Source organism: Desulfobaccales bacterium, from assembly GCA_041648175.1.
Classification (GTDB): Bacteria; Desulfobacterota; Desulfobaccia; order Desulfobaccales; family 0-14-0-80-60-11; genus 0-14-0-80-60-11.
This window is the reverse complement of sequence record JBAZPO010000001.1, coordinates 94457-116462: the sequence shown is the minus strand read 5'-3', so window position 1 is coordinate 116462 and position 22006 is coordinate 94457. Positions and strand designations below refer to the sequence as shown.

Genomic DNA, 22006 nt, shown 5'->3' with positions numbered 1-22006 from the left:
CCAGCGGCATAAATTTATGGCAAACGCTAAAAGCTGATAGCTGTTTCTATTTCGTCTGGGCTACCTGGGGTTCGGACAGGCCCGCCTTGATGACCCGGCTGGCCAGGGGGCCGGCCGCAGAGCCGCCGTGGCCGCCGTGCTCTATTAAAACTGCCACGGCCACCTTGGGGTCGTCAGCCGGGGCATAGGCCACGAACCAGGCGTGATCTTGCATGCCCTGGCCTCGCTCGCGCTTGGGATCATCCCGGTCGATAGCCACCACCTGGGCGGTGCCGGTCTTGCCGGCCACCTGGATACTGGCGAGGCGGGCGGATCTGCCCGTGCCTCTGGATTCGCTCACGACTCCGTCCAGACCCCGGCGCACCGCCTCCAGGGTGGCGGGGCTCGCCTCCAGGCGGGATTGGACCTCGGGCCTGGCCTGGTAGAGAATCTCCCCGGCCGGACTTTCCACTTTCTCTACCAAATGGGTCTTATAAATGATGCCGCCATTGGCGATGGCCGCGGTCACCCGGGCCATCTGGATGGGGGTGGCAAGATTGTAGCCCTGGCCGATGGCCACCGAGATGGTGTCGCCGTCGCGCCAACCCTGTTTGAACCGGGCTTTTTTCCAGGTCTGGGAGGCCACCAGCCCCGGTGATTCTTTGTCCAGATTGAGACCGGTGGGCTCGCCCAGGCCGAAACGCCGGCTCCATTTGGCGATGCGGTCGACGCCTAAGCGCAGGCCCACCTCATAGAAATAGACGTCGCAGGACTCGACCAGGGCCTTGTGGAGATTGACGCCGCCGTGGCCGCCCTTGAGCCAGCAATGAAACACATGATTGCCCAAGGGAAGTTTGCCGTTGCAGTAAATGATGGTGCCGGGGCTAATGACGTTTTCTTCCAGGCCCGCCACGGCCATGACGATCTTAAAGGTGGAACCCGGGGGATACTGCCCTTTGATGGTACGGTTTTCCAGGGGATGGGTCTTATCGTGGTTGATCCTGTCCCATTCGGAGACGGAAAGGCCCCGCTCGAAGGCTTCCTGGGAATAGGTGGGAGAAGAGGCCAGGGCCAGGACGTTGCCGGTCCTGGGGTCCAGGGCCACGATGGCTCCCACCTTACCGTCCAGGCAGGCTTCGGCCTCACGTTGCATCCGATTGTCCAGGGTAAGATGGATGTTGGCCCCGGGAGTAGGGAAGACGCTATCCAACTGGCCTAATTCCCGGCCATAGGCGTCCACTTCGATGCGGCGAGAACCCCGCTTGCCTCGGAGGAACTTTTCCCAGGCCAGTTCCACCCCGCATTTGCCCAAGTAATCCCCCATCTTATAAGAGGGATACTTGCCGCTCTTGATCTGAGCGTCGTTGATTTCTCCCAGGTAGCCCAAGGAGTGGCTGGCCATGCCTTGATTACGGTACTCCCGCTTCGGCTGGATCTGGATCATCACTCCGGGGAGTTCCGGTTGAAAGGTCTCCACCTTGGCCATCTCATCAAAGGAGAGATCGGCACGGATGCGCGCCTGATGGAGGCCCGCCTTTTTGGCGTTTTGCAGTTGGGTCGTCAGTTGCTGAGGGTCCAGGCGCAGCAGTTGACCCAGGCGGCTCGACAACAGGGGAATATCTCCCACATCCTCCAGAACCACCACCAGCTCGTAGCTGGGCCGGTTGGCCACCAGCACCTGGCCGTTGTGGTCCAAAATCATACCCCGCCAGGGGGGCAGATCCTGAAGGCGGATGCGGTTATGCTCCGAACGCTGCTGCATCTCTTCGCCCTGAACCAGTTGCAGGAACCAGAGACGCAAGAACAGGACGCCGAAGAGGCACAGGACGATGAGGGCGGTCCGGGAGAAGGTTCGGCGGACGCGGTCCTGTTCTTCCGGGTCCATTATGCCGCCGGAGGTGTTTTCCCGGAGCTTAAAGCCTGAAAGCCTGTCTTTATCCAGGAGCGGCATGGCTTGTTGTGCTCAGTCGATCATCCATAGGGGAACCAGGGTCGGATAATCCCGCGAAATTGTTGATACCTCAGTCCCCAAAGGGCTGATAAGGCATGGGTTCACTGTGGGGGCGCCAGCCCAGGCGGCGCAGGAAGTTTTCTATCCCCTGCACCAACAGATACATCAAGGGTCCCAGGGCCGCAGTGCCCAGGATTTCCATCAGGTGCACGTTGATCAAATCATGGGAAAAAAAGGGCTGATACCCCAATATGAAGGCGCCGGCTTGCAGGCAAACCTCCTGGAGCAACAGCGCCGCCAGACTGACCAGCACTTGAAACCCCAGTTGGCGCAGGAGCAGGCCGCGCCTGGACAACCGGGCCACGGCCACCAGCATCAGGGAGGCCCCCAAATGGAGCCCCAGCGGAGTAGTGGTATAACTATCCTGGAGAAGGCCAAGCACCAGACTCAGACCCAGGGCGAGGGGCAAAGACGGCCGCAGGCTCACGTAAAAGAGCAGCAGGGCCAGCAGGCGCAGGTGCACATAGGGAAAGAACACCAGATTCTGGATATAAAAAATAACCAGGCCCACCAGGCTGAAAGCTATGAGAGGCGCCATCATGGTTCGGACAAGGCCAGATTGGCCACCTTGACAACCAGGACCTCTTCCAGGGTGGAGAGATCGACGTTGGGGGTCACCTCGATCTCCTGGAAGACCCCGGGATTTTTCTTGTTGGCCGCAGTGACTTTTCCAAAGACCAGACCTTTGGGATACAGTCCCACCAATCCCGAGGCCAGCACCAGGTCACCCACCTGCACGTCGGCGTTTTTGGGAACATACTCAAGAGAGCAGCGGTTGCCGCCCTTACCTTTGAGCACGCCCCGGGCCCGGGTGCGCTGCACCATGGCGTCGGCGCCGCTTTTGCGGTCCACGATCAGCATGACTTTGGAGTATTGGGGATAAACCTCTACAATACGGCCGGCGATACCCTGGGGGGCCAGGACCGGCAGGCCCTCCTTGACCCCCTGGGCCTTGCCCTGATCAATGATGGCGGACCGGGACCACAAGGAGGGGTCATAAGCAATGACCCGGGCCCCAATGACGGGGAGGGCCACTTGCCGTTTCAGATCCAGTAAGCCCTCGAGGCGGGTCAAGCCCTCCTGGGCCTCCTGGAAGCGGACCTGGCGCTGCTTATACTCCTCCAATTGCCGCTTCAGTTCGGTGTTTTGCCGTTCAACGCCCACCAGATAGAAATAGCCCAGCCAGAGTTGTTTGACCGGGCGGACGACATACTCCATCCCCGCCAAAGGGGGGGCGGTTACGGAGACGATGACCCCTTGCACCTTTTGTATAACCGGCGAGCGTTTGAGGCTCAGGGAGAGTACGGCAAAGACCAGCAGCAGGACCAGGGCTATGAGAAGCGGAGTTCGGTAGCGACCTTGGGGGTGCACATCTAACCGCCTCAATCCACCATTACTTCCTTGAGGATGTTGAGATTATCCAGGGCCCGGCCCGACCCCATGACCACCGTGGACAGGGGATCGTCGGCGATCTTGATAGGCAGCCCGGTTTCCTGATGGAGCAAGATGTCCAGGTTCTTCAGCAAAGCGCCGCCGCCGGTGAGATAGATGCCCCGGTCGACGATGTCCGCGGCCAACTCTGGCGGCGTCTGCTCCAGCGCGGTTTTGACCGCGGCCACGATGGTGTCGATCTGTTCCTGGATGGCCTGGCGCACCTCATCGGAGTTGACGTTGATGATTTTAGGGATGCCAGTGACCAGGTCCCGGCCTTTGACGTCCATGGTTTCCACCTCGGTGCCGGGATAGGCGTTGCCAATGGTGGTTTTGATAATTTCGGAGGTGCGCTCCCCGATGAGGAGGTTATAGGTCCGCTTGACATACTGCAAAATGGCCTCGTCCATCTTGTCGCCGCCCACCCGGACGGACTTGGCATAGACGATGCCCGCCAGGGAAATGACCGCCACTTCCGAGGTCCCGCCGCCGATATCCACCACCATATTACAGATGGGCTCGGTGATAGGCAGGCCGGCGCCGATGGCCGCGGCCATGGGTTCTTCAATGAGATAGACTTCCCGGGCTCCCGCGGATTCAGCCGATTCCCGCACCGCCCGTTTTTCCACCGGGGTAATGCCCGACGGCACGCAGATGATGATACGCGGCCGGATCAAGGAGCCGCGGTTGTGGACCTTGCGGATGAAGTGGCGCAGCATGGCCTCGGTGATTTCAAAGTCGGCGATGACCCCGTCTTTCATGGGGCGGATAGCCACGATATTCCCTGGCGTGCGGCCCAGCATCATCTTGGCGTCGCGACCCACGGCCAGCACCCGGTTGCGGTGGTCCCGGTCGTTCTTACGCACCGCCACCACGGAAGGCTCGCTCAAGACGATGCCCTTGCCTTTGACATAGACCAGGGTGTTGGCGGTCCCTAGGTCGATGGCCAGATCATTGGAGAACCATCCTAATATGGGATCAAGAAACATGTGCCTGACTCCTTAGCATATCGTGGAACACACCGCATCCTGCGGATTTTTATATTTTTATAATTTTTATGCGGGAAACACCATCGTAATTGCGTTGGGGCAGGCTCTGCCCTAGAGTGAAAAACGCCAGAGGGCAAAATAAGCACCCGGTTCCCGAGCGCCGGCGCGACCAGAAAGCCCCTTGTTTATCTATTGTGCCTACTTAGTGAAAAAATTCAACTTAAAAATCCATATTACCCTACTCCCGGGGAGCCGATTTCCTTAAATTTCGCAGGGATTGGTGAGCTTCACGTACTCACCTATACTGAGAAAAGTTTATGTGAGGACAGGGCGATTAATTGGCACAAGACCTTGACAAAAAGCAGCATAAATGGTTTATACAATGTTTGGAATAAGTTCTGGGATAAGGAAAACGAAATGTCAAAACGCACCTATCAACCTCATAATGTGCGCCGGGCTCGTACCCACGGGTTTTTGGAGCGGATGAGCACTCGTGCCGGGCGCCAGGTAATCAAGCGCCGGCGGGCCAAAGGCCGGAAACGTCTTTCAGTCTGAAGATGAGGAGTTCCTAAGCCTCATCCCTGATGCCAACCGCCGGTGCTCCGCCACTGTCCTGACCCCAACCCCAAAGGGACCGCCCGGTTCACTAAGGCAGAGCGGGTCCGCCATCGCCGAGACTACCTTCGGGCCCAGGCCCAGGGCAAGCGGTTATACACGCGCCATTTCGGCGTGACCCTGGCGCCCCCGGCCGCAGAAGGTCCCCGGCTGGGGCTGGTCGTGACCAAACGTCTGGGGAAAGCCGTGCAGCGGAATCGGGTAAAACGCCTGCTCCGGGAGTTTTTTCGCCGTCATCGCTTGCAATTGCCTGCCGTAGACCTGGTCATTATGGCCAAGAAAGGGGCGGCAGAGTTGGGGTACCATCAGGTCGAAGAGGAGTTGGGCCGGCTGCTCTTGGCCCGGGCCAGAAATATAACACCATGACTAAAGTGGCCCTTTTTATAATCCGTGTATATCAGGTATTGATCTCACCCCTGTTTCCCAGCTGCTGCCGGTTTGTGCCCACGTGTTCCCAGTATGCCGCTGAGGCGCTGTGCCGCCATGGCGTCGGGCGCGGCCTCGGGTTGACTATCCGGCGTCTATGTCGTTGCCACCCCTTCCATCCTGGAGGGTGGGACCCGGTACCTTAGGAGTCTCTCTATGGAAAAACGGGCCTTGATTGCCCTGGCCTTAAGTTTCGTGGTGTTCATGGCCTTCATCTATTTTGGGGATAAGCTGAAAAGCCCTGTGCCGCCTTCGTCCCAAACCCAGACCGCAGCCAAACCTGCGGCCCCGGCCCCGGCGCCCCCTCCGGTGGCGGCGCGACCCGCGCCTTCGGCGCCTCTGCCAGTGCGCCCGCCGACGGCCCAGCCCGCCAAGGACGTGGTGGTGGACACCCCCTTGTACCGGGCGGTATTCACCGAACTGGGTGGACGGCTCAAGAGCTTCCAGTTAAAAAAATATAAGAATCGCATGCCCTTTGAGCCCCTCTACCATTTTAAACTGGGGCCAGTGGGGTTCGAGGTGGATCGCTATTTGAACCCGGAAACGGCCAAGATCGGACCCAAGGATCTGGTCCGGGAGGGCGGCGCCAACGAATTGCCCCTGACCGTGAGTTGGGAAAGCAAGACCTTGAACGTGGCCGGGATGGCTCTGTGTGAGGCCTCCACCTCCGGCTTGACCCTCAAAGACGGCGACAAGAGTACCCTGAAATTCACCTGCGTCAGTCCCGAGGGCCTGACCTTCGTCAAAACCTTCACCTTCAAGGCTGACAGCTACGGCTTCGACCTGGCAGTCCAACTCACCAATCATACGAAACAACCCCTGGAGGGGCAGATCAATCTGGACCTGAGCGAAAATTTCGCCGGGGAGGAAGCCAGTACCTCCCATTTTCTCGGGTTCAACGGCTCTATCAACAACAAGTTGCATGACCTCAAAAGCGGCGACCTCAAAGAGCCCCAGACTTTTACCGGCAAAGTGGAGTGGGCCGGGCTTGACGAAGGGTATTTTTTAACGGCCATGATCCCCGAGTCCGCCAAGGCTTGGGTTACCCTGTCCGAACCGCCAAAAGCGCCCATGGTGGCCAGCCTCAGGACTCCGGTGGAGTCCCTGGCTCCGGGGCAGGCAGCCCGGTTTTCCTATCTCCTCTACTTCGGCCCGAAAAACTTGGACGATCTCAAGCCACTAGGGCTGGACCGGGCGGTCAACTTCGGCTGGTTTGACTTCGTGGGCAAACCCTTTCTGACCTTTTTGAACTGGCTGAACAGCTACACCCACAATTATGGCTGGACCATTGTCATTTTTACCATCCTGCTCCGGATTGTCTTCTGGTATCCCAACCACAAGAGCTACAAGTCCATGAAGGACATGCAGAAGCTCCAGCCTAAGGTGGCCAAGATCCGGGAAAAATATAAAGATGACAAGGAAGCCATGAATAAGGAGCTCATGGGCTTGTACCGCACCTTCAAAGTCAACCCCATGGCTGGCTGCCTGCCCATGGTGCTGCAATTGCCGGTGTTCATCGCCTTGTATAATGTGCTGGGTTATGCCATCGAGTTGCGCCATGCTCCATTTATTCCCACGCTGCCGTTTACCAATATCGTCTGGCTAGCCGACCTGTCCGCCAAAGATCCTTTGCTCATCACCCCCCTGATCATGGGGGCCACCATGTTTATTCAGCAAAAAATGACGCCATCCGCCGGAGACCCCACCCAGGCCAAGATGATGATGTTTCTGCCCTTGATTTTTACGTTCATGTTTCTTAATTTCGCCTCAGGACTGGTGATCTATTGGCTGATGAACAACGTTTTGTCCATCGCTCAGCAGCACTATACCAATAAGTACCTTACGTAGGTCTCAGGGGAAGAGTTGATGGAGTTTTTGGAGTTTGAAGGCAAAACCACTGAAGAGGCCATCGAAAGTGCCTGCGCCCATTTTCAAGTTCCTTCGGAGGAGTTGGAGATAGAGATTCTGTCGGTGGGGTCTCCCGGGATTTTTGGTCTGGGGGGCAAGAAGGCCAGGATTCGCGCTGCTTTGCAGGTCGAGCCGGAGGAAGACCTGCTGCCCCGGGCCCGGGAAATCCTGGAGCAGGTGTTGGAGAAGATGGAGGAATCGGCTACGGTGAGCGCCACTCAGGAAGAAGACCGGATTAGCCTGCTCATAGCCACCGGCGACGCTGGTTTGCTCATTGGCAAACAGGGCCAGACCCTGGACGCCCTGCAATATCTCGTCACCAAAATGCTGGCCAAGCAGACCAAAAAAAAGGTCAGGATCGCCATTGATGTGGAGGCTTACCGGGCTCGTCATAACGAAGCCCTGGCCCTGCTGGCCCAGAAATACGGGGAGAAGGTTAAACGCACCGGCAAATCCGTTACCTTAAATCCGATGAATCCTTATGATCGCCGCATCGTGCATATGGCCCTGCAGGGCGATAAAGACTTGAAGACCATCAGCCGGGGCGAAGGTCTCTATAAGAAGGTGGTTATTTCGCCGGTCAAAAGGAAAGAAAGTCAGGAGGATGCCGGCGGCCCGGCATGACCCCACCTGACGCGGCCGATACCATTGCGGCTATCTCCACCCCCCCGGGCGAGGCGGGGATCGGTATAGTCCGGCTCAGCGGCCCGCGAGCCTATGCTATCGCCCGCCGCCTCTTCCGTCCCCATAAGCCCCGCCAACCGTGGCGGTCCCATCGGCTCTCTCTGGGCCACATCGTCGACCCCACAGGAGCGATTATTGATGAGGTGCTCCTGGCCTTCATGCGGGCTCCTCATACCTATACCCGGGAAGACGTGGTGGAAATCAACTGCCATTCGGGCTATGGGGTCTTGCGGCGCATTCTGGACCTGACCCTGACCCACGGGGCGCGGCTGGCCCGGCCGGGCGAATTTACCTTACGGGCTTTTCTGTCCGGGCGTCTTGATCTGACCCAGGCGGAAGCGGTCCTGGAGGTCATCTCCGCCCGGACCGAAGCCCACGTCCAGGTGGCCGCGGAGCACCTGCACGGCCGCTTGGGGCGAAGGCTGCGCCAGGTGCGGCAGGATCTTCTGGATCTTGCCGCCCGGGTGGAGGCCGCTCTGGACTTCCCCGAAGAAGCCGGAGAGTTACCCGCTGCCGCCATCCAGGAAAATCTTGAGGCACAGGCAAGTTTCTTGAAGTCCCTGGCAGACACCTATGAAGCCGGACGCCTGCTCAGGGAAGGGCTGCTGGTGGTCATCGCCGGGCGGCCCAACGTGGGTAAATCCAGTCTGCTGAACCGCCTTTTGGACATGGAGCGGGCTATCGTCACCGAAATCCCCGGCACTACCCGGGATTTGGTGGAGGAGTGCATTACGCTGGGAGGCGTGGTGGTGCGGTTCAGCGATACTGCGGGCCTGCGCCCGGCCCAGGACCGGGTAGAGGAACTGGGGATCGAACGCACCCGGGCGCGATTGCGGCAGGCAGACCTGGTCCTGTATCTGGTGGACCATGGCGCTCCGCTGGCCTCCGAGGATGAGGCGGCTTTGGCCGAACTGGCAGAGCGTCGCGGACTTCTCGTGATCAACAAGGTTGACCTGGCTCCGGAGTTTTCAGAGGTTGGGTTGATGAACCTCACGGCCTGGCCCTTGATCAAAATTTCGGCCCGCACCGGGGAAGGTATCCCGGCTTTGAAGAACGAGATTGTGGGCCTGGCCCTGGGCGGCGGTCTCAAGGTGCAGGGGCAGATGATCACGCAGGCCCGCCATCATCAACATCTTGGGCAGTGCCTGGGCTACCTCGGCCAGGCCAAGGAATTACTTGTCGCTGATGAAAATAACGACAATGAGCCTTCCTGGGAACTGGTGGCCCTGGAACTCGCGGCCGCCATTCGGGAATTGGGAGAGATCACCGGGGAGGAAGTGGGGGAGGCGATCTTAGATCGTATCTTCGGCCAGTTTTGCTTGGGGAAATGAGTTATAGCGTTTGCCAAAAATTTTTTCCTTTAAGGTACATTGTCTAAGAAGCTAAATCCCCCCTAACCCCCCTTTTCCAAAGGGGGGAACTTAGCGGAATTGCTTTAAAAGTCCCCCTTTGAAAAAGGGGGATTTAGGGGGATTTAGAAATCCAGCAATCAGAAAGAATTTTTGGCAACTGCTATAAAAGGAAAAAGTTCAAGGTTCAAGGTTCAAAGTTAAGAGTTTGCCATCGGAAACTTTTCATGCCTTGTGGGAAAGTCAGAGGCTCATGAACAATCGTTCAAAGACTGGAAAAAGTATCGTGCAAGCCCCCCCGGAGATAGATCCCCTGGCGCTCCTGACGGAAGGCGTTGTAGCCCTGGGCCTGGAACTGCCTCCCGCCACGTTGGAGCAGCTGCGGATCTATCTGGAAGAGCTGCAAGTTTGGAACGCCAAGACCAATTTAACCGGGCTGAAAAACCCCCGGGACATGATCATCAAGCATTTCCTGGACTCTCTGGCGGTATCGCCGTTTTTGGGCCGGGCTGTGTCCTTGATTGACCTGGGCAGTGGCGCCGGCTTTCCCGGCTTGGTGCTAAAACTGGCTCGCCCCGAACTTAACCTGACCCTGGTGGAGGCCCGTCAGAAAAAAACAGCGTTTCTGGAATACCTGGTCTCCCGCCTCAGGCTGACCGGCGTCGAAGTTGTTCAGACCCATCTCACCCCCTCTCTGGCCCGGAAAAGGGAGCCGAAGGTGGACGCAGTGGTCTCCCGGGCCACCTTCTTACTCCCCCGCCTGCTGGAGCTGGCCGAGCCATTACTGGCCACGGGGGGCTTGGTTCTGGCCCTCAAAAGTGTGCATCTGACAGGCCTTGAGCTGGAAACGGCCAGTTCTGCCTGTCCACTCCTGGGTCTGGAACCGCTGGAACATCATATATATCACCTACCCATCAGCGGCGAGCCTCGGCTTCTGGTGATGTGCCGCAAAGTCTAAGATTCCCCTAACAGGAAGATTGTCTTCCTGAAGATGGCCCTTTACCCTGCGATAGAGTATAATAAAGGCCAGCTAAAATTACAGCCGCGTCCATCCCAGAAAGGGGAGATGGTTTCGTCCATCGCAACCAATAAGCATCAGTTAGGGTTGTTCCAGCAATCTTTAGCGTAACTGGAACGGATTTCTTACCGAAACGCTATGTCCTTCATTTCCTGGCAATATTTCATCTTTCTGCCTCTCGTCATCATCTGTTACTGGCTCCTGCCGGTCAGGCGGCGATTACTCTTGTTGTTGGCCGGCAGCTATTTCTTCTATGGCTGCTGGGATGTCCGGTTTCTGGCCCTGGTGCTGGCCACCACGGTCATCGATTACAACTGCGGCCTGAGCATCGCCGGACAGAAAAAAGCCGGATGGCAGGTTTTGGGCTTCTCCCTCTTGCCGGCCGCCTGGCTGCTAGGGTGTTTCCTCTGGCTCCCCGCCTCACAGATCTCCCTGTCCCTCTTAGTGATCAGCGCCGCTATGGGCCTGGCTTTTTTCGGGGCCCATGAAGCCATCGGGCTCTTCGCTGGGGACAGGCGACCCAAGTATTACCTGATTCTCAGCATAGTGTTTTGTCTGGCCATCCTGGGATTCTTCAAGTACTTCAACTTCTTTACGGATTCCTTCAAGTCGCTCGTGGGCGTCATCGGCTTTACCGCCGACCTGCCTCTGCTGAAAATCATCCTGCCCGTGGGCATCTCCTTTTATACCTTCCAATCCCTGGGCTACGTCATCGATATCTACCGCGGCCAAAGTCCGGCGTGTGCGGATCTGCTCACCTTTGCCACCTTCGACGCTTTTTTCCCTCAAATGGTGTCGGGACCCATCGAACGGGGCAAAAATCTCATTCCTCAGCTGGAACAGGGGGCCAGTTTTCGGAATTCCCACCTCCAGGATGGTTTGTGCCTGATGCTGGTGGGGTTTTTTAAGAAGATTTTTGTGGCCGATAACTGCGCCATTCTGGCCAACTATGCCTTTGATCCCAAGACCAGCCTCAACGGCTACTGGGCGGTTATCGGGGTGGTGGCCTTCGCCTTCCAGATTTACAGTGATTTCGCCGGTTACACCGATATCGCCCGGGGGTCCGCCAAGCTGCTGGGGATCGACCTCATGGAGAACTTCCGGTTTCCTTATTTTTCCCGCACGCCCTCGGAATTTTGGGGTCGGTGGCACATCTCCCTGTCTACCTGGTTCCGGGATTACCTGTACATCCCTTTAGGCGGCAATCGGGGCGCGAAGTGGGACACCCTGCGGAATCTGGCCATCGTCATGCTTCTGGCCGGCCTCTGGCATGGCGCGAGCTGGGTCTTCGTCCTCTGGGGGGCGTATCATGGCGCCCTGCTCATCCTCTACCGGGTGGTGCCGCCGTTTGATCGCATCATGGACAAAAAAGCCAAAAACGGGGCCTGGACCGGGCGGGACGCCGCCGCAATGCTCCTGATGTTTGTCTTGACCCTGGTGGGCTGGGCCATTTTCCGCAGCCCCAGCGTGGCCTATTTGGGGACCTGGTTCGGCGCCCTGGGCAACTGGAACGCCGCAGCCGGGCTGTCCTGGGAATCCTCCGCCATCTGGCTTATGATCCACATCCTGCCCCTGATTCTGCTCCAGGTCCTTACCTGGAAATACCGGGATGAGGCCTCGCTGTCGCAGGTCCCCTGGCTGGCCCGGGGTCTGGTATACGCCGTGATGATCTTATTGATCGTCTCTTCCGGGGAGCAGGATAAAGAATTTATCTACTTTCAATTCTGATGAAACGACTGATCACTCCCGCCTGCCTTGTGGTTATCTGCCTGTTGGTTCTGGCAGAGGCGGGGGCGCGCCTCTTTTTTGGCCAGGATTTCTCGGGGCGGTTTGACTACGGCTACAATCCCCAAGCCGGATTCGACGAGCACGGGGACGGCACGGTGGAACTCTTCCGGGCCGGAGGACGCCGTTTTTATTCCCAAACATTTCAACGCCAGCGGCCCCCGGGAGTGTTTCGCATCTTTACGGTGGGCGATTCCGTGCCCCGGGGCCCCAGTCTTAAAGGAGCCTATCCCGGGCTTTTGGGTCAGGAATTGCGCCGGCATGACATCCAGGCCGAATCCATCAACCTGGCGGTGCCGGGTTACGGGGCCAGGCGCTGCCACATAGTGCTGACGAAGGCCCTTTCGTATGACCCCAGCCTCGTGATCCTGCACTTCGATGACTATAACAAGTGGGAGGATGAGCGGGAATGGCGGCGCAGCCAGGAATTCAAGGGCTGGCACCCCCGCCACTGGCTGATGAAGGTCTTTATTTTCCGGCGGCTCTATGAAGCCAAAATAGAGAAGGTTTTTTGGTCCCTGGTGCCTGAAGAGGTTCGCCTCCGCTACGCCCTCAATGACGCCGACGCTCAGGTGGCAGCAGGGCAAGACCCCAAGGAAGTTGCGGCCCGCATCAAGTTGGCTTATGACACCGCGGTGAAAAATGTGGCCATGGTGCGGGCCCGGGGTATTCCGGTTATTCTGGTCACACAGTGCCGGCTGGAGGAAGACGCCCAGCACCGCCTGTATCTCACCGACCACGGCCTGGATGCCCTGGGGGAATCCCTGGCGGGTCCGGGAGTCTATCATATCTCCATGAAGGACGTCTTATCCGGCAAGGATATCAAGCAGATCTTCGCCAACTTCAGCGGCCATCTGCACAAGGACGGGCATCAACTGCTGGCGCAGGCTATCTTCGAGAAGATCGAACAGGAACGGGCGGCTTTGGGGTTGCCGGACCCTGCCGTCGCCATGGCGGGCAAGCATCCGGACGCCAAGACTCCCGGGCCTGTGGCTCAACCAGCCCCCCTCAAGCCATAATCGATTGCCGGTTTTGCGGCTCTCAGGTAGTGATATATAGTGTTTGCCAAAAGAGCCTCTTGCAAAAGTCTCTTTTCGGTCAATATCTTATTTGGGCGTTTATGAGTTTGCCGGTAGCACAGGCTTTCCAGCCTGTGCTCATATAGGCTAAAGCCTGCGACTACATCATGTCCGGCAATTTTGCAAGAGGCTCAAAAGTTTTTTCCTTTTATCCCCCCTCCCCTCTGAGGGGAGAGGGCTAGGGTGAGGGGTGAGTTAGGAAAAAACTTTTGGCAATGAGTATAAAAAAACTGGACCCTTAGAGGAAACGCATGGAACAGGTCTTGGGCATGATCTACGGACTGGCATTGGGAGATGCCCTGGGCGCTCCAGTGGAGTTCTGGGACCTGAAGGGGATTCAGGAACGCTACGGTGTCAATGGCATTCAGGAGCTTCCGGCGCCGGCCTTATTCACCGATGACACCCAGATGACCCTGGCGGTGGCCGAGGCCCTGATCGCGGCAGGCCATGAGGATCTGGGGTCCATCATGGCGGTGCTGTCCCAGGAGTTTGTCACCTGGCTGCGCTCTCCGGAGAATGACCGGTCTCCTGGCGGTTCCTGCCTTTATGGGGCGCGTCAGCTCGAGGCCGGGGTGCCCTGGTGGCGGAGCGGCAAGCCCAATTCCAAGGGTTGCGGCGCGGCCATGCGGGTGGCGCCCATCGGTTTTCTCTATCAGCATGACCTGCCCAAGTTGCGTCGGGTGGCCGCGGCTAGCGCCATGGCCACCCACCATCATCCTACGGCCCAGTTGGCAGCCGTGGCCGCGGCCTTTCTGGTGAAACTTGCCCTGGATCGTCTCTCGCCCGAGGATATGCTGCCGGCCCTGGAGTTGGAGACCCATAGCCAGGCCCAGGACTTTGACCAGGCCCTGGCGCGCCTGGAAGAGGCCCTGGAGATGACCTCCCAGGATGCGGCTTTGAATCATATCGGTGAAGGGTGGGTGGCGGAGGAAGCGGTGCTGATGGCTTTTTATTGCTTTCTGAAAAATCCGGATGACTTTCTGGGCACGATCCGCCTGGGGGCGAACACCGAAGGGGATTCGGATTCCATTGCTTCTATCGCTGGCGGCCTCAGCGGGGCCTACCTGGGTATCAGAGCCCTGCCGCCGGCCTGGGTAAATCGCCTGGAAAAATCAGAATATTTATCGGACGTCGCTCAACGTTTGGCCGCAGTGAAGCGCCACAGTTGACGCTGCAGCCGCGCCTTGACAAAACTTGGTAGGCAAAGGCCTCAGCAGGTGCCAGTCCGGTGGGTAATCAGGCCCCGCCTCTGCCTGACCGCCGGAGCAGGACAGGCTCTGACCAAGCGAGCCCGGGGCAGACTCTCCAAAAGGTTGGGCCCGGAAAGGTGTTGACCCACCAGCATGATCCCGGCCGGTTGGCCAAGTTTATCGGAAACCAGATTGCAGTACCAGCGATAGGAGAGCGTTACGCCCTGGCGCACTTTAAGGGGGAGATCAATGCCTTCCGCGGATTTGCCCGACAATACCCGGTTCAGGTGTGCGGTGGCCGACGTCCGGTGAGTTCCAGGAAAGAATAACTCTATACCGTCTTGCCCCAGGATTTCATGTCGGCGCCAGCCGGTGAGGCGCTCGGCCCCTTGGTTAAATTCCAGGATGCGGCCATCCGGGGAGAGAAAGGCGATAATGACGCCGGTGACTTGCAAGAGCGGTTGCAGAGTATCCTGGGTCTTGAAAGGAACCTCCGGCCTATCCCAGACCAGGGAGGTCATGCCGGTGGACGCAAAAAAGCTGGCGATCGAGGTCTCCAAGGGGATGTTCTGAACACTGTGATCAGCGCCGTCAACCTGGTTCTCCTGACCTCCCGCGACCCTCTTCTGGCGGCCGGGGGGGCTGATCAAGAAACAGGGGGTTCCCGGGCAGAACTCTTGAGCCAGAGCAAAGGCGGTCAAGCCCCCGACTTCGGTCTGTCCGGTAGTGATCAGAATGAGACTGGGTGAAGTTTCCTGCAAAGCCTGGAGGAAGGCCTCCCGGGAGGTGACACGCAACGCGATGCACCGTAGACTGGACTTGTTCAGCTCGTACTCGATAAGCTCCTCAGGACTTTCCTCGTCTCCGAGAACCAGAATTTTTAAATCATCATCCATGGCTTTGTACCTGCTGGCTATCAGAAACAATTTGCTGCACACACCAGAAGATAATACCATCTGCAAAATAATCAATACGAGGATGAAGATTGTTAGAAGATTGTTAAAGGAATTTTAACTTAACATACTATTGAATAAAAATCATTATAAAAAAATATTGAATTAAATTATCTCTTCCCCTCTTAAATTTGGAGCATCGGTCTCCTGGGAAATTTTGGTGAGGCGCATTATGAAGATTATAGCTGTGATGCTTCTGAGTGGGATTATCCTGATCGCCGGTTTTGCCGGCCTGGTCCAAGGTGCCCGGTCAGACGATGGTTTCCGGGAAATCCGGCAGACGATGGTGGCCCGGCAACTACAGCGCCGGGATATCAACGACCCCCGGGTATTGATCGCCATGGGCACGGTGCCCCGCCATCGCTTCGTCCCCGAGGCCCTGGCTTCCCAGGCTTACGGAGATCATCCCCTGCCCATCGGATCGGGGCAAACTATTTCCCAGCCTTATATCGTAGCCCTGATGACCCAGTGGGCCGAAGTGCATCCGGGCGATCGGGTGTTGGAGGTGGGTACGGGTTCGGGATATCAGGCCGCGGTCCTGGCCGAACTTACGGACCGGGTCTTTACCATCGAGCTCGTTCCGGAACTGGCCCGCCAGGCCGCGGCTCGCCTAAAAAACCTGGGTTACGGGCGGGTCAAAACAAAAAGCGGCGATGGCTACCAGGGCTGGCCGGAGGAGGCCCCCTTTGACGCCATTGTCGTCACCGCGGCTGCTCCCCGGGTGCCGCAGGCTCTGGAGGCGCAACTCAAAGAGGGTGGCCGCCTGGTGATTCCCGTGGAGTCGGCTTATGGGGACCAAACCCTGGTGAGGTTCCGTAAGGTGCAGGGAAAACTGGTGGAGGAAGCTTCGCTGCCGGTGAGATTTGTGCCCCTGGTGCACCCCCCGACGCTAAAAACAGTTCCCGGGAGCAAATCGCCGGATGCGGTTGGAACGAGTCCAAGTCCAGGCGCTCCGAAACCCTGATGTTTGCTTTCCTCAACCTTGACATTACATGGACTTTTGTTTAATATATAAAATTCAAAGCTGATCCAGGCATTACTGCAGAAAAAGCTTACCCAAGACCTTGTCGCTGGCAATCCCAAACCCGTCATGAGGCAGGGGTAAGGCTGCTCAGTGCCCTCATTCACCGCAAGAGGGCTGCTGCCAGGCTAACCCCGAATATTCCTGGGATGCATTTATCCGGTCATAACGCTTTGAACACTGGTGGCGTCCAGGATTCGTCTGTCTGAATTCCACTCAAAATGGCCATTTTTAGTGGAGGCACGGCGAAACAGGGCGGCAAATTCCAAGTGTGACGAGCGCCGCGACACATCCACTCCGAGAGCACTCACGCTCATCTCCAAAGCTTGGGGTCAGCTTACATTGACATACAAGGGCGGGCTTCCTTACCCCAGAACCAATGTCCCTCTTAATACACCGGGGATTTTTTTACCCGGACAGGATAAAAAGGAATTTATGGAATTTAGCACATTTGATTTTCACCACAAGGTCACGGCCGGCGTTACCGCGGCGCACTATGTAACCCCAACGCCGATACAGACGCAGGCAATCCCGCTGGTCATGCAAGGGCGCGACATCGTGGGCCTGGCCCAGACCGGCACCGGGAAGACCGCGGCCTTTGTGCTGCCCATCCTCCATCGCCTGTTGCAAGGCGGGCGCAAGCGCGTCAGGGCTCTGGTTATTGCCCCCACCCGCGAACTGGCCGAGCAGACCCATGAGGCCTTTGGCGCACTGGGATGCCGGACCGGACTCAAGAGCGTTACGGTTTATGGAGGAGTTGGGTTCAATCCTCAGGTGGATAAACTGAAGCGCGGCGTCGAGATTGTCGTTGCCTGTCCCGGCCGCCTGCTTGACCATATCAATCAAGGCACGGTCGACCTGTCGCATCTGGAGGTGCTCGTACTGGACGAGTCAGACCGGATGTTCGACATGGGATTTCTGCCTGATATAAGAAAGATCATCAAGCACATACCGGCAAAACACCAGACGCTTTTGTTCTCGGCAACCATGCCCGATGATATTCTGCATCTGGCTCAAGAAGTATTGAAAGCACCGGTGACGGTGCAGGTTGATACCACTGGACCGGCAAGCAGTGTCTCTCATATGCTCTACCCGGTCGAGCAGCACCTCAAAACCCCGCTCCTCCTCGAGTTGTTGCGCCATACCGATACTGAGTCGGTTCTGATCTTTGCGCGCACCAAACACCGGGCCAAGCGTCTGGGGGAACAACTGGAGAAGGCCGGCTATCAGGCTGCATCACTGCAGGGAAATCTCTCGCAAGCGCGGCGGCAGGCCGTGATGAACGGGTTCCGCGACGGCACGTTCCAGATACTGGTGGCGACTGATGTTGCAGCACGCGGGATCGACGTGACCCAGATTTCCCATGTTATCAATTACGACATGCCGGATACTGTTGATGCCTATACGCACAGGATCGGGCGTACCGGCCGCAATGCTAAGACCGGTGATGCCTTCACGTTTATTACCTCTGACGATGAGGATATGGTGCGCAGCATCGAGCGTGTCCTGCGCGCCAAGGTAAAGCGTTGCACAGTCACCGGTTTTGATTATAAAAAAGCGGCGCCGTCGCGTGACACCGAGTTCTCACGTCCGCCGCGCCAACCTCAGCGCCGCAGTGAACAGAAAAGCCGAAGCCGCAGCCGAACCATGCACAGCGCCTTGTAGAGGTCCATTTAAAGGGTAAATCAGTATGCTTGCTTGAGGTGGAGATGAACCAGGAAAAGAAAAAAGTGTCAGACGTAGTTGAACCCAGGTTAATCCAACCGGCGGAGGGCCATCGCCTCACGGTGGCCGGCGGTATTTATACTATCAAGGCTACCGGGAAAGATACCGGTGGCGCTTATGCTATAGTAGAGATGCTGGTCCCCCCTCAAACCGGTCCGCCGCCTCACACGCACTCTCGGGAAATGGAATCTTTTTATATTATGGAAGGCTCTCTGTCGTTTTGGCTGGGCAACCAGAAGTTCACCGCTGAGGCTGGCTCTCTGATTATTGCTCCGCCGGGACTCCCCCATGGGTTCAAAAATGAAGGGGAAACGCCTGCCCGGGCTTTGGCGCTGATCACCCCCGCAGGACTGGAAAAGTTTTTCGAAGAAATAGGCTCCCCGCTCAAAGAAGGTTCAGGTGCCCCCAAGGAGGTTACTTCCAAGGACCTGGAACGGGTAGTCGCAACCGCTGCCAATTACGGGGTTGAAATAAAATTGCCTTGACTCTAGATCTTATGATACCGAGTTGCGCTCATAAAGGTAATTTCAAAGAAGTTAGGCGTTGGCTGAACCTTCGTGTCCGAAACCGGATAGCCTTAAGGGAGGGGGAAAGTCCCCCTTTGAAAAAGGGGGATTTAGGGGGATTTGGATTTTCACGGTAAAATCTGCTGCTACTATATTACCTGTTTGAACGCATTTCCTTATGAGACCCGGAACGGCGCCGACTGCTCGGAGGCGCGCACGAGGCGGGTGAGCAGGTCGTTGACCGGGGTGGCCAGACCCAGGGTCCTCCCCCGGCTGGCCACCTGAGCGTTCAAAGCCTCGATTTCCGTACGCCGGCCCGCCAGGATATCCTGGAGCATGGAAGAGCGATTGGCGGCAGTATCGGTGCAGACCTGGGTGAGACGCGCTTCAGGGTCGCCGCTGAGGTTGAGCCCGGCGGCTACCGCCACCCTCTGGGCTTCGGCCGACGCGGCCACCGCCACTTCCCAGGCGTCGGGCAACTTCAGCAGCGCCCCGTTGGGCACCCGCAGCAGAGCGGTCAGGGGATTGATGCCCACGTTAATGACCAGCTTTTCCCACAAGACTGCGACGATATCTTCCCGGGCTTGACCCTCAAAACCGGCCCGCCGGAAAAGGTCTACCACTGCGGCTACTTCGGCCCCGGAGACCCGGGACCCCGCCGGCACCCCGACATAAATTGCCCCCCGCCCGGCATAGAGGATGCGGCCCTCATCCTGCCGCGTCACCCCCAGCAAACCAACCCCCGCCATCAGGCGCTCGGGTCCAACGATCCGCGCCATTTCTTCCAGATTGCCCAGGCCGTTTTGCAACGTGAGGGCCAGGCCTCCCTGGGACATGAGGGTTGGGAGGGCCTGGGCCGCGGTTTTGGTCTGATAAGCCTTGACCGCCACGATGGTCAAATCGCATGGCCCCAGCTCCGGTGCCAGGGCAACGGGCACCTTGATGAGGCGCTGCGGCCCCTCCAGATAGAGCACCTGAATACCGCTCTGGCGCAGCCGGTCGGCCCGATTTTCTTGGTAGTCCACCAGAGTGACATCCTCACCGGCCTCCCAAAAGAGGGCGGCCATGAGACACCCCAAGGCCCCCGGCCCCACTATGGCCAGTTTCATTATTTTTCTCGGATAAAATGTGGTAATAGCCACCGAAATTGCTTAAGGATTCTTTATCTTTTAGCCGATATAGAATAAAATTCCTATAAGTTTAAGCAAGGAAGGTGGCAAGAATGGCAACGCCCGGGGAATTACTGAGACAGTTCGACCAGGAATTGGGTAACCTGAAGCAGGATCTCCTCCGGATGGCGGCGCTGGCCGAGACCGCGGTGGGCAAGAGCCTGTTGTCGGTCACACACCGGGATTCTGATCTGGCTCGGGAAGTGATCACTGATGATATCTCCCTCAACCGCATGGAGCTGGCAATTGAAGAACAGGCCTTTAAGTTGCTGGCCCTGCGCCAGCCCGTGGCCACCGACCTCCGCCTGACCGTGGCGGCCATGCGCATTGCCACAGAGTTGGAGCGCATCGGGGATCAGGCCGTCAATATCGCCGAACGGGCCCTGGAACTGAACAGCAGCCCCCCTCTGGCGCTTTCCATCGATATCAAGGTCATGGCGGATATCGCCCTGGGGATGGTCCGTACCAGCATTGACGCCTTTGTCAACCAGGACCCGCAACTCGCCCTGCAAGTCTGCCAGCGGGACGTGGAAGTGGATATTCTGGACGATGAATATATCCAGATTATCCTGGGTCAGATGATTCAAGAATCCCGCTGGGTGATCCGGCTGCATCACTTCTTGATCATCGTCCGAAACCTGGAACGCATAGCCGACCTGGCCACCAACATCGCCGAAGATATAGTCTTTATCGTGGAAGGCCGGGTCATCAAGCATCGGTGCGAAGACATGATGCTCGCTTAACCCCCGATTTGACCTTGGCCTGAGCCAGTTTCTCCTCCAAGAGGTGTAATTCCTGGGCCACCCGGGGTTGAGTCTTGCGATCCCGGTCCAGGGTCTGGAGGGCGTGCACCACCGAGGCGTGGGACCGCTGGAACAGGCGCCCCAACTCTACCATGGTTTTTTCCGTATAGATGCGGCAAAAATAGAGGGCCATCTGCCTGGCCCGCACCAAACGCTTTTGGCGCGACCGCCCCAGCAGATCCGGCAGGCTCACCCCATAGTAATCACCCACGATTTTCTGAATATCCGGGGTGTTCAAACGGGTATCGACGGCCTTCAAATCCTGGAGGACTTCCTGAGCCATGCGGAGACTGAGAGGTTCGTCCAGCAGGTTCGCCCGAGCCATCAGGCAGTCCAGGGCACTTTCCAAACGCCGCACGTCTTCGTCAACGTATTCGGCCAGGCATTCCAAAATCTTTACCGGGACTTGCACACCCCGGTTCTTGGCCTTGGTGTCGAGAATATTGACCCGGGTGGAGAAATCCGGTGGACCGATGGGCGTAATGAGGCCGCCGGTGAGCCGGGAGCGCAGTTCCTGGGAGATGTGGCCGATTTCCGACGGGAGATAGCAACTGGTAAATACCAGCCGCTTATTTTGGCCGATGAGCGTATCCAGGGTGTAGCAGACCTCCGCCTGAATTTTCTCTTTGCCGCTCAAAAACTGCACTTCTTCCAACAGCAAAATGTCGCAGTCTTGCCGGAAGCGCTCTTTGAACGTGGACATGCGCCCGTTCTTAAGGGCATGCACCATCTCGTTGGCGAAATTTTCCGCGGTGATATACCGCACCTTCCTCCCGGCAGCCGACTTGGAGATGAAATTGCCCACTGCCTGGGACAGGTGACTCTTGCCCAGACCCGGTCCGGAGGTGAGAAACAAAATGCGGTTATAAAAGGTATCGTTGCGGGCCAGGGCTCGGGAGGCCTGGTAAGCCAGGCGGTTAGAAGCTCCGACCACAAACTGGTCAAAGGTAAAGGCCCGGTTTAATCCGCGGCTCCGGGGTTTTTCCGGCAGCGGCAGGGAGGGCTGACATATCTGAACCGGGGCCGCCGGGCGCACCGGCGCAGTGAGCAACTTCAGGTGTACCGGCAGGCTCTGGTTTAAGGCTGTTTCCATGATCCGGCGGATCTGCTTGAGGTAATTCGCTTGGATCCACCTGAGGGCAAAAGGATTGGGACAGGAAAGGACCAGTTCTCCTCCGGAGCCGAACTCCGCTTGGAGAGGCTCGATCCACAGGTCGAAGGTAGCGGAGGGCAACTCGTTTTTGATGATGTCTTTGGCATCCTGCCAGATAGCTTCCATATTCCCCCTTGGCTCGGCGCTGCTTGTGAGGGGGATAGTAACCTCGACCGGAGTCTGGGTCAAAGGGATTAGAGCGAAATAAACCT

Annotated in this window: 21 protein-coding genes; 14 read left to right on the top strand and 7 right to left on the bottom strand. The window is 57.7% G+C overall.

Going from position 1 to position 22006, the window contains the following annotated elements; translation table 11 throughout:
* Nucleotides 1-46: 46 nt before the first annotated feature.
* The 4 genes from mrdA to WC600_00540 form a co-directional block, all read right to left on the bottom strand.
* The gene (gene mrdA, locus WC600_00555; GenBank protein ID MFA4901213.1) at nt 47-1930 is read right to left on the bottom strand and encodes a penicillin-binding protein 2; all 1884 of its coding nucleotides are present in this window, start codon (nt 1928-1930) and stop codon (nt 47-49) included.
* Between the two features lie 70 nt (nt 1931-2000).
* On the bottom strand, nt 2001-2531 hold the full coding sequence (mreD, locus tag WC600_00550; protein ID MFA4901212.1) for a rod shape-determining protein MreD: 531 nt from the start codon (nt 2529-2531) through the stop codon (nt 2001-2003).
* Nucleotides 2528-3361 carry a rod shape-determining protein MreC gene (mreC, locus tag WC600_00545; protein MFA4901211.1) on the bottom strand — a complete coding sequence of 278 codons (834 nt, stop codon included), beginning with the start codon at nt 3359-3361 and terminating at the stop codon, nt 2528-2530. Before mreC ends, mreD begins: the two co-directional genes overlap by 4 nt.
* A gap of 11 nt (nt 3362-3372) precedes the next feature.
* Nucleotides 3373-4410 carry a rod shape-determining protein gene (locus tag WC600_00540; protein ID MFA4901210.1) on the bottom strand — a complete coding sequence of 346 codons (1038 nt, stop codon included), beginning with the start codon at nt 4408-4410 and terminating at the stop codon, nt 3373-3375.
* Between the two features lie 417 nt (nt 4411-4827).
* Here WC600_00540 and rpmH point away from each other — a divergent pair, with 417 nt between their 5' ends.
* The 10 genes from rpmH to WC600_00490 all read left to right on the top strand — a co-directional run bounded on the left by rpmH (nt 4828) and on the right by WC600_00490 (nt 14443).
* The gene (rpmH, locus tag WC600_00535) at nt 4828-4965 is read left to right on the top strand and encodes a 50S ribosomal protein L34 (protein MFA4901209.1); all 138 of its coding nucleotides are present in this window, start codon (nt 4828-4830) and stop codon (nt 4963-4965) included.
* Between the two features lie 42 nt (nt 4966-5007).
* Nucleotides 5008-5391, top strand: coding sequence for a ribonuclease P protein component (rnpA, locus tag WC600_00530; protein MFA4901208.1), 384 nt, complete (start codon nt 5008-5010; stop codon nt 5389-5391).
* Nucleotides 5388-5597 carry a membrane protein insertion efficiency factor YidD gene (yidD, locus tag WC600_00525; protein MFA4901207.1) on the top strand — a complete coding sequence of 70 codons (210 nt, stop codon included), beginning with the start codon at nt 5388-5390 and terminating at the stop codon, nt 5595-5597. The genes rnpA and yidD overlap by 4 nt, the downstream gene beginning before the upstream one ends.
* A 10-nt stretch (nt 5598-5607) precedes the next feature.
* Complete coding sequence (gene yidC / locus WC600_00520; protein MFA4901206.1) at nt 5608-7299, top strand: membrane protein insertase YidC; 1692 nt, start codon at nt 5608-5610, stop codon at nt 7297-7299.
* 18 nt (nt 7300-7317) lie between these two features.
* Nucleotides 7318-7983 carry an RNA-binding cell elongation regulator Jag/EloR gene (gene jag, locus WC600_00515; GenBank protein ID MFA4901205.1) on the top strand — a complete coding sequence of 222 codons (666 nt, stop codon included), beginning with the start codon at nt 7318-7320 and terminating at the stop codon, nt 7981-7983.
* Nucleotides 7980-9374 (top strand): tRNA uridine-5-carboxymethylaminomethyl(34) synthesis GTPase MnmE, encoded by a 1395-nt coding sequence (gene mnmE / locus WC600_00510; protein ID MFA4901204.1) that lies wholly within the window; start codon nt 7980-7982, stop codon nt 9372-9374. The genes jag and mnmE overlap by 4 nt, the downstream gene beginning before the upstream one ends.
* Nucleotides 9375-9645: 271 nt before the next feature.
* Entirely contained in the window at nt 9646-10350 is a 705-nt protein-coding gene (gene rsmG / locus WC600_00505) for a 16S rRNA (guanine(527)-N(7))-methyltransferase RsmG (protein ID MFA4901203.1), read from the top strand.
* A 198-nt stretch (nt 10351-10548) separates the two neighbouring features.
* Nucleotides 10549-12138, top strand: coding sequence for an MBOAT family O-acyltransferase (locus WC600_00500; protein ID MFA4901202.1), 1590 nt, complete (start codon nt 10549-10551; stop codon nt 12136-12138).
* Nucleotides 12138-13214 (top strand): hypothetical protein, encoded by a 1077-nt coding sequence (locus tag WC600_00495; GenBank protein ID MFA4901201.1) that lies wholly within the window; start codon nt 12138-12140, stop codon nt 13212-13214. The genes WC600_00500 and WC600_00495 overlap by 1 nt, the downstream gene beginning before the upstream one ends.
* A 311-nt stretch (nt 13215-13525) precedes the next feature.
* Nucleotides 13526-14443 (top strand): ADP-ribosylglycohydrolase family protein, encoded by a 918-nt coding sequence (locus tag WC600_00490; protein ID MFA4901200.1) that lies wholly within the window; start codon nt 13526-13528, stop codon nt 14441-14443.
* 41 nt (nt 14444-14484) lie between these two features.
* On the opposite strand, the gene WC600_00485 is transcribed toward WC600_00490, so the two are convergent.
* Nucleotides 14485-15360 carry a PAS domain-containing protein gene (locus WC600_00485; GenBank protein ID MFA4901199.1) on the bottom strand — a complete coding sequence of 292 codons (876 nt, stop codon included), beginning with the start codon at nt 15358-15360 and terminating at the stop codon, nt 14485-14487.
* A 229-nt stretch (nt 15361-15589) separates the two neighbouring features.
* Between WC600_00485 and WC600_00480 the strand changes: the two genes are divergently transcribed.
* The 3 genes from WC600_00480 (at nt 15590) to WC600_00470 (ending at nt 18648) form a co-directional block, all read left to right on the top strand.
* Nucleotides 15590-16381 carry a protein-L-isoaspartate(D-aspartate) O-methyltransferase gene (locus WC600_00480; protein MFA4901198.1) on the top strand — a complete coding sequence of 264 codons (792 nt, stop codon included), beginning with the start codon at nt 15590-15592 and terminating at the stop codon, nt 16379-16381.
* Between the two features lie 492 nt (nt 16382-16873).
* Nucleotides 16874-18103 carry a DEAD/DEAH box helicase gene (locus WC600_00475; protein MFA4901197.1) on the top strand — a complete coding sequence of 410 codons (1230 nt, stop codon included), beginning with the start codon at nt 16874-16876 and terminating at the stop codon, nt 18101-18103.
* Nucleotides 18104-18168: 65 nt separating this feature from the next.
* Nucleotides 18169-18648 carry a quercetin 2,3-dioxygenase gene (locus WC600_00470; GenBank protein MFA4901196.1) on the top strand — a complete coding sequence of 160 codons (480 nt, stop codon included), beginning with the start codon at nt 18169-18171 and terminating at the stop codon, nt 18646-18648.
* A gap of 197 nt (nt 18649-18845) precedes the next feature.
* Here WC600_00470 and WC600_00465 read toward each other — a convergent pair whose 3' ends face one another.
* Nucleotides 18846-19778 (bottom strand): 2-dehydropantoate 2-reductase, encoded by a 933-nt coding sequence (locus tag WC600_00465; GenBank protein MFA4901195.1) that lies wholly within the window; start codon nt 19776-19778, stop codon nt 18846-18848.
* A gap of 113 nt (nt 19779-19891) precedes the next feature.
* On the opposite strand from WC600_00465, the gene phoU reads away from it, so the two are divergent.
* Nucleotides 19892-20581, top strand: a complete 690-nt coding sequence (gene phoU / locus WC600_00460) for a phosphate signaling complex protein PhoU (protein MFA4901194.1) — start codon at nt 19892-19894, stop codon at nt 20579-20581.
* Here the strand turns inward: phoU and dnaA are convergent.
* The gene (dnaA, locus tag WC600_00455) at nt 20547-21920 is read right to left on the bottom strand and encodes a chromosomal replication initiator protein DnaA (GenBank protein ID MFA4901193.1); all 1374 of its coding nucleotides are present in this window, start codon (nt 21918-21920) and stop codon (nt 20547-20549) included. The two genes, phoU and dnaA, sit on opposite strands and share 35 nt — an antisense overlap.
* Nucleotides 21921-22006: the final 86 nt, after the last annotated feature.

Excerpts from the sequence above, each read along its gene's own strand:
- WC600_00540 (MFA4901210.1), bottom strand. The coding sequence starts at position 4,410 with ATGTTTCTTGATCCCATATTAGGATGGTTCTCCAATGATCTGGCCATC.
- phoU (MFA4901194.1), top strand. The coding sequence starts at position 19,892 with ATGGCAACGCCCGGGGAATTACTGAGACAGTTCGACCAGGAATTGGGT.
- yidD (MFA4901207.1), top strand. The coding sequence starts at position 5,388 with ATGACTAAAGTGGCCCTTTTTATAATCCGTGTATATCAGGTATTGATC.
- WC600_00480 (MFA4901198.1), top strand. The coding sequence starts at position 15,590 with ATGAAGATTATAGCTGTGATGCTTCTGAGTGGGATTATCCTGATCGCC.
- WC600_00495 (MFA4901201.1), top strand. The coding sequence starts at position 12,138 with ATGAAACGACTGATCACTCCCGCCTGCCTTGTGGTTATCTGCCTGTTG.
- mreD (MFA4901212.1), bottom strand. The coding sequence starts at position 2,531 with ATGATGGCGCCTCTCATAGCTTTCAGCCTGGTGGGCCTGGTTATTTTT.
- mrdA (MFA4901213.1), bottom strand. The coding sequence starts at position 1,930 with ATGCCGCTCCTGGATAAAGACAGGCTTTCAGGCTTTAAGCTCCGGGAA.
- WC600_00500 (MFA4901202.1), top strand. The coding sequence starts at position 10,549 with ATGTCCTTCATTTCCTGGCAATATTTCATCTTTCTGCCTCTCGTCATC.
- mnmE (MFA4901204.1), top strand. The coding sequence starts at position 7,980 with ATGACCCCACCTGACGCGGCCGATACCATTGCGGCTATCTCCACCCCC.
- jag (MFA4901205.1), top strand. The coding sequence starts at position 7,318 with ATGGAGTTTTTGGAGTTTGAAGGCAAAACCACTGAAGAGGCCATCGAA.
- WC600_00490 (MFA4901200.1), top strand. The coding sequence starts at position 13,526 with ATGGAACAGGTCTTGGGCATGATCTACGGACTGGCATTGGGAGATGCC.
- WC600_00485 (MFA4901199.1), bottom strand. The coding sequence starts at position 15,360 with ATGGATGATGATTTAAAAATTCTGGTTCTCGGAGACGAGGAAAGTCCT.
- rpmH (MFA4901209.1), top strand. The coding sequence starts at position 4,828 with ATGTCAAAACGCACCTATCAACCTCATAATGTGCGCCGGGCTCGTACC.
- WC600_00475 (MFA4901197.1), top strand. The coding sequence starts at position 16,874 with ATGGAATTTAGCACATTTGATTTTCACCACAAGGTCACGGCCGGCGTT.
- dnaA (MFA4901193.1), bottom strand. The coding sequence starts at position 21,920 with ATGGAAGCTATCTGGCAGGATGCCAAAGACATCATCAAAAACGAGTTG.
- WC600_00465 (MFA4901195.1), bottom strand. The coding sequence starts at position 19,778 with ATGAAACTGGCCATAGTGGGGCCGGGGGCCTTGGGGTGTCTCATGGCC.
- rsmG (MFA4901203.1), top strand. The coding sequence starts at position 9,646 with ATGAACAATCGTTCAAAGACTGGAAAAAGTATCGTGCAAGCCCCCCCG.
- yidC (MFA4901206.1), top strand. The coding sequence starts at position 5,608 with ATGGAAAAACGGGCCTTGATTGCCCTGGCCTTAAGTTTCGTGGTGTTC.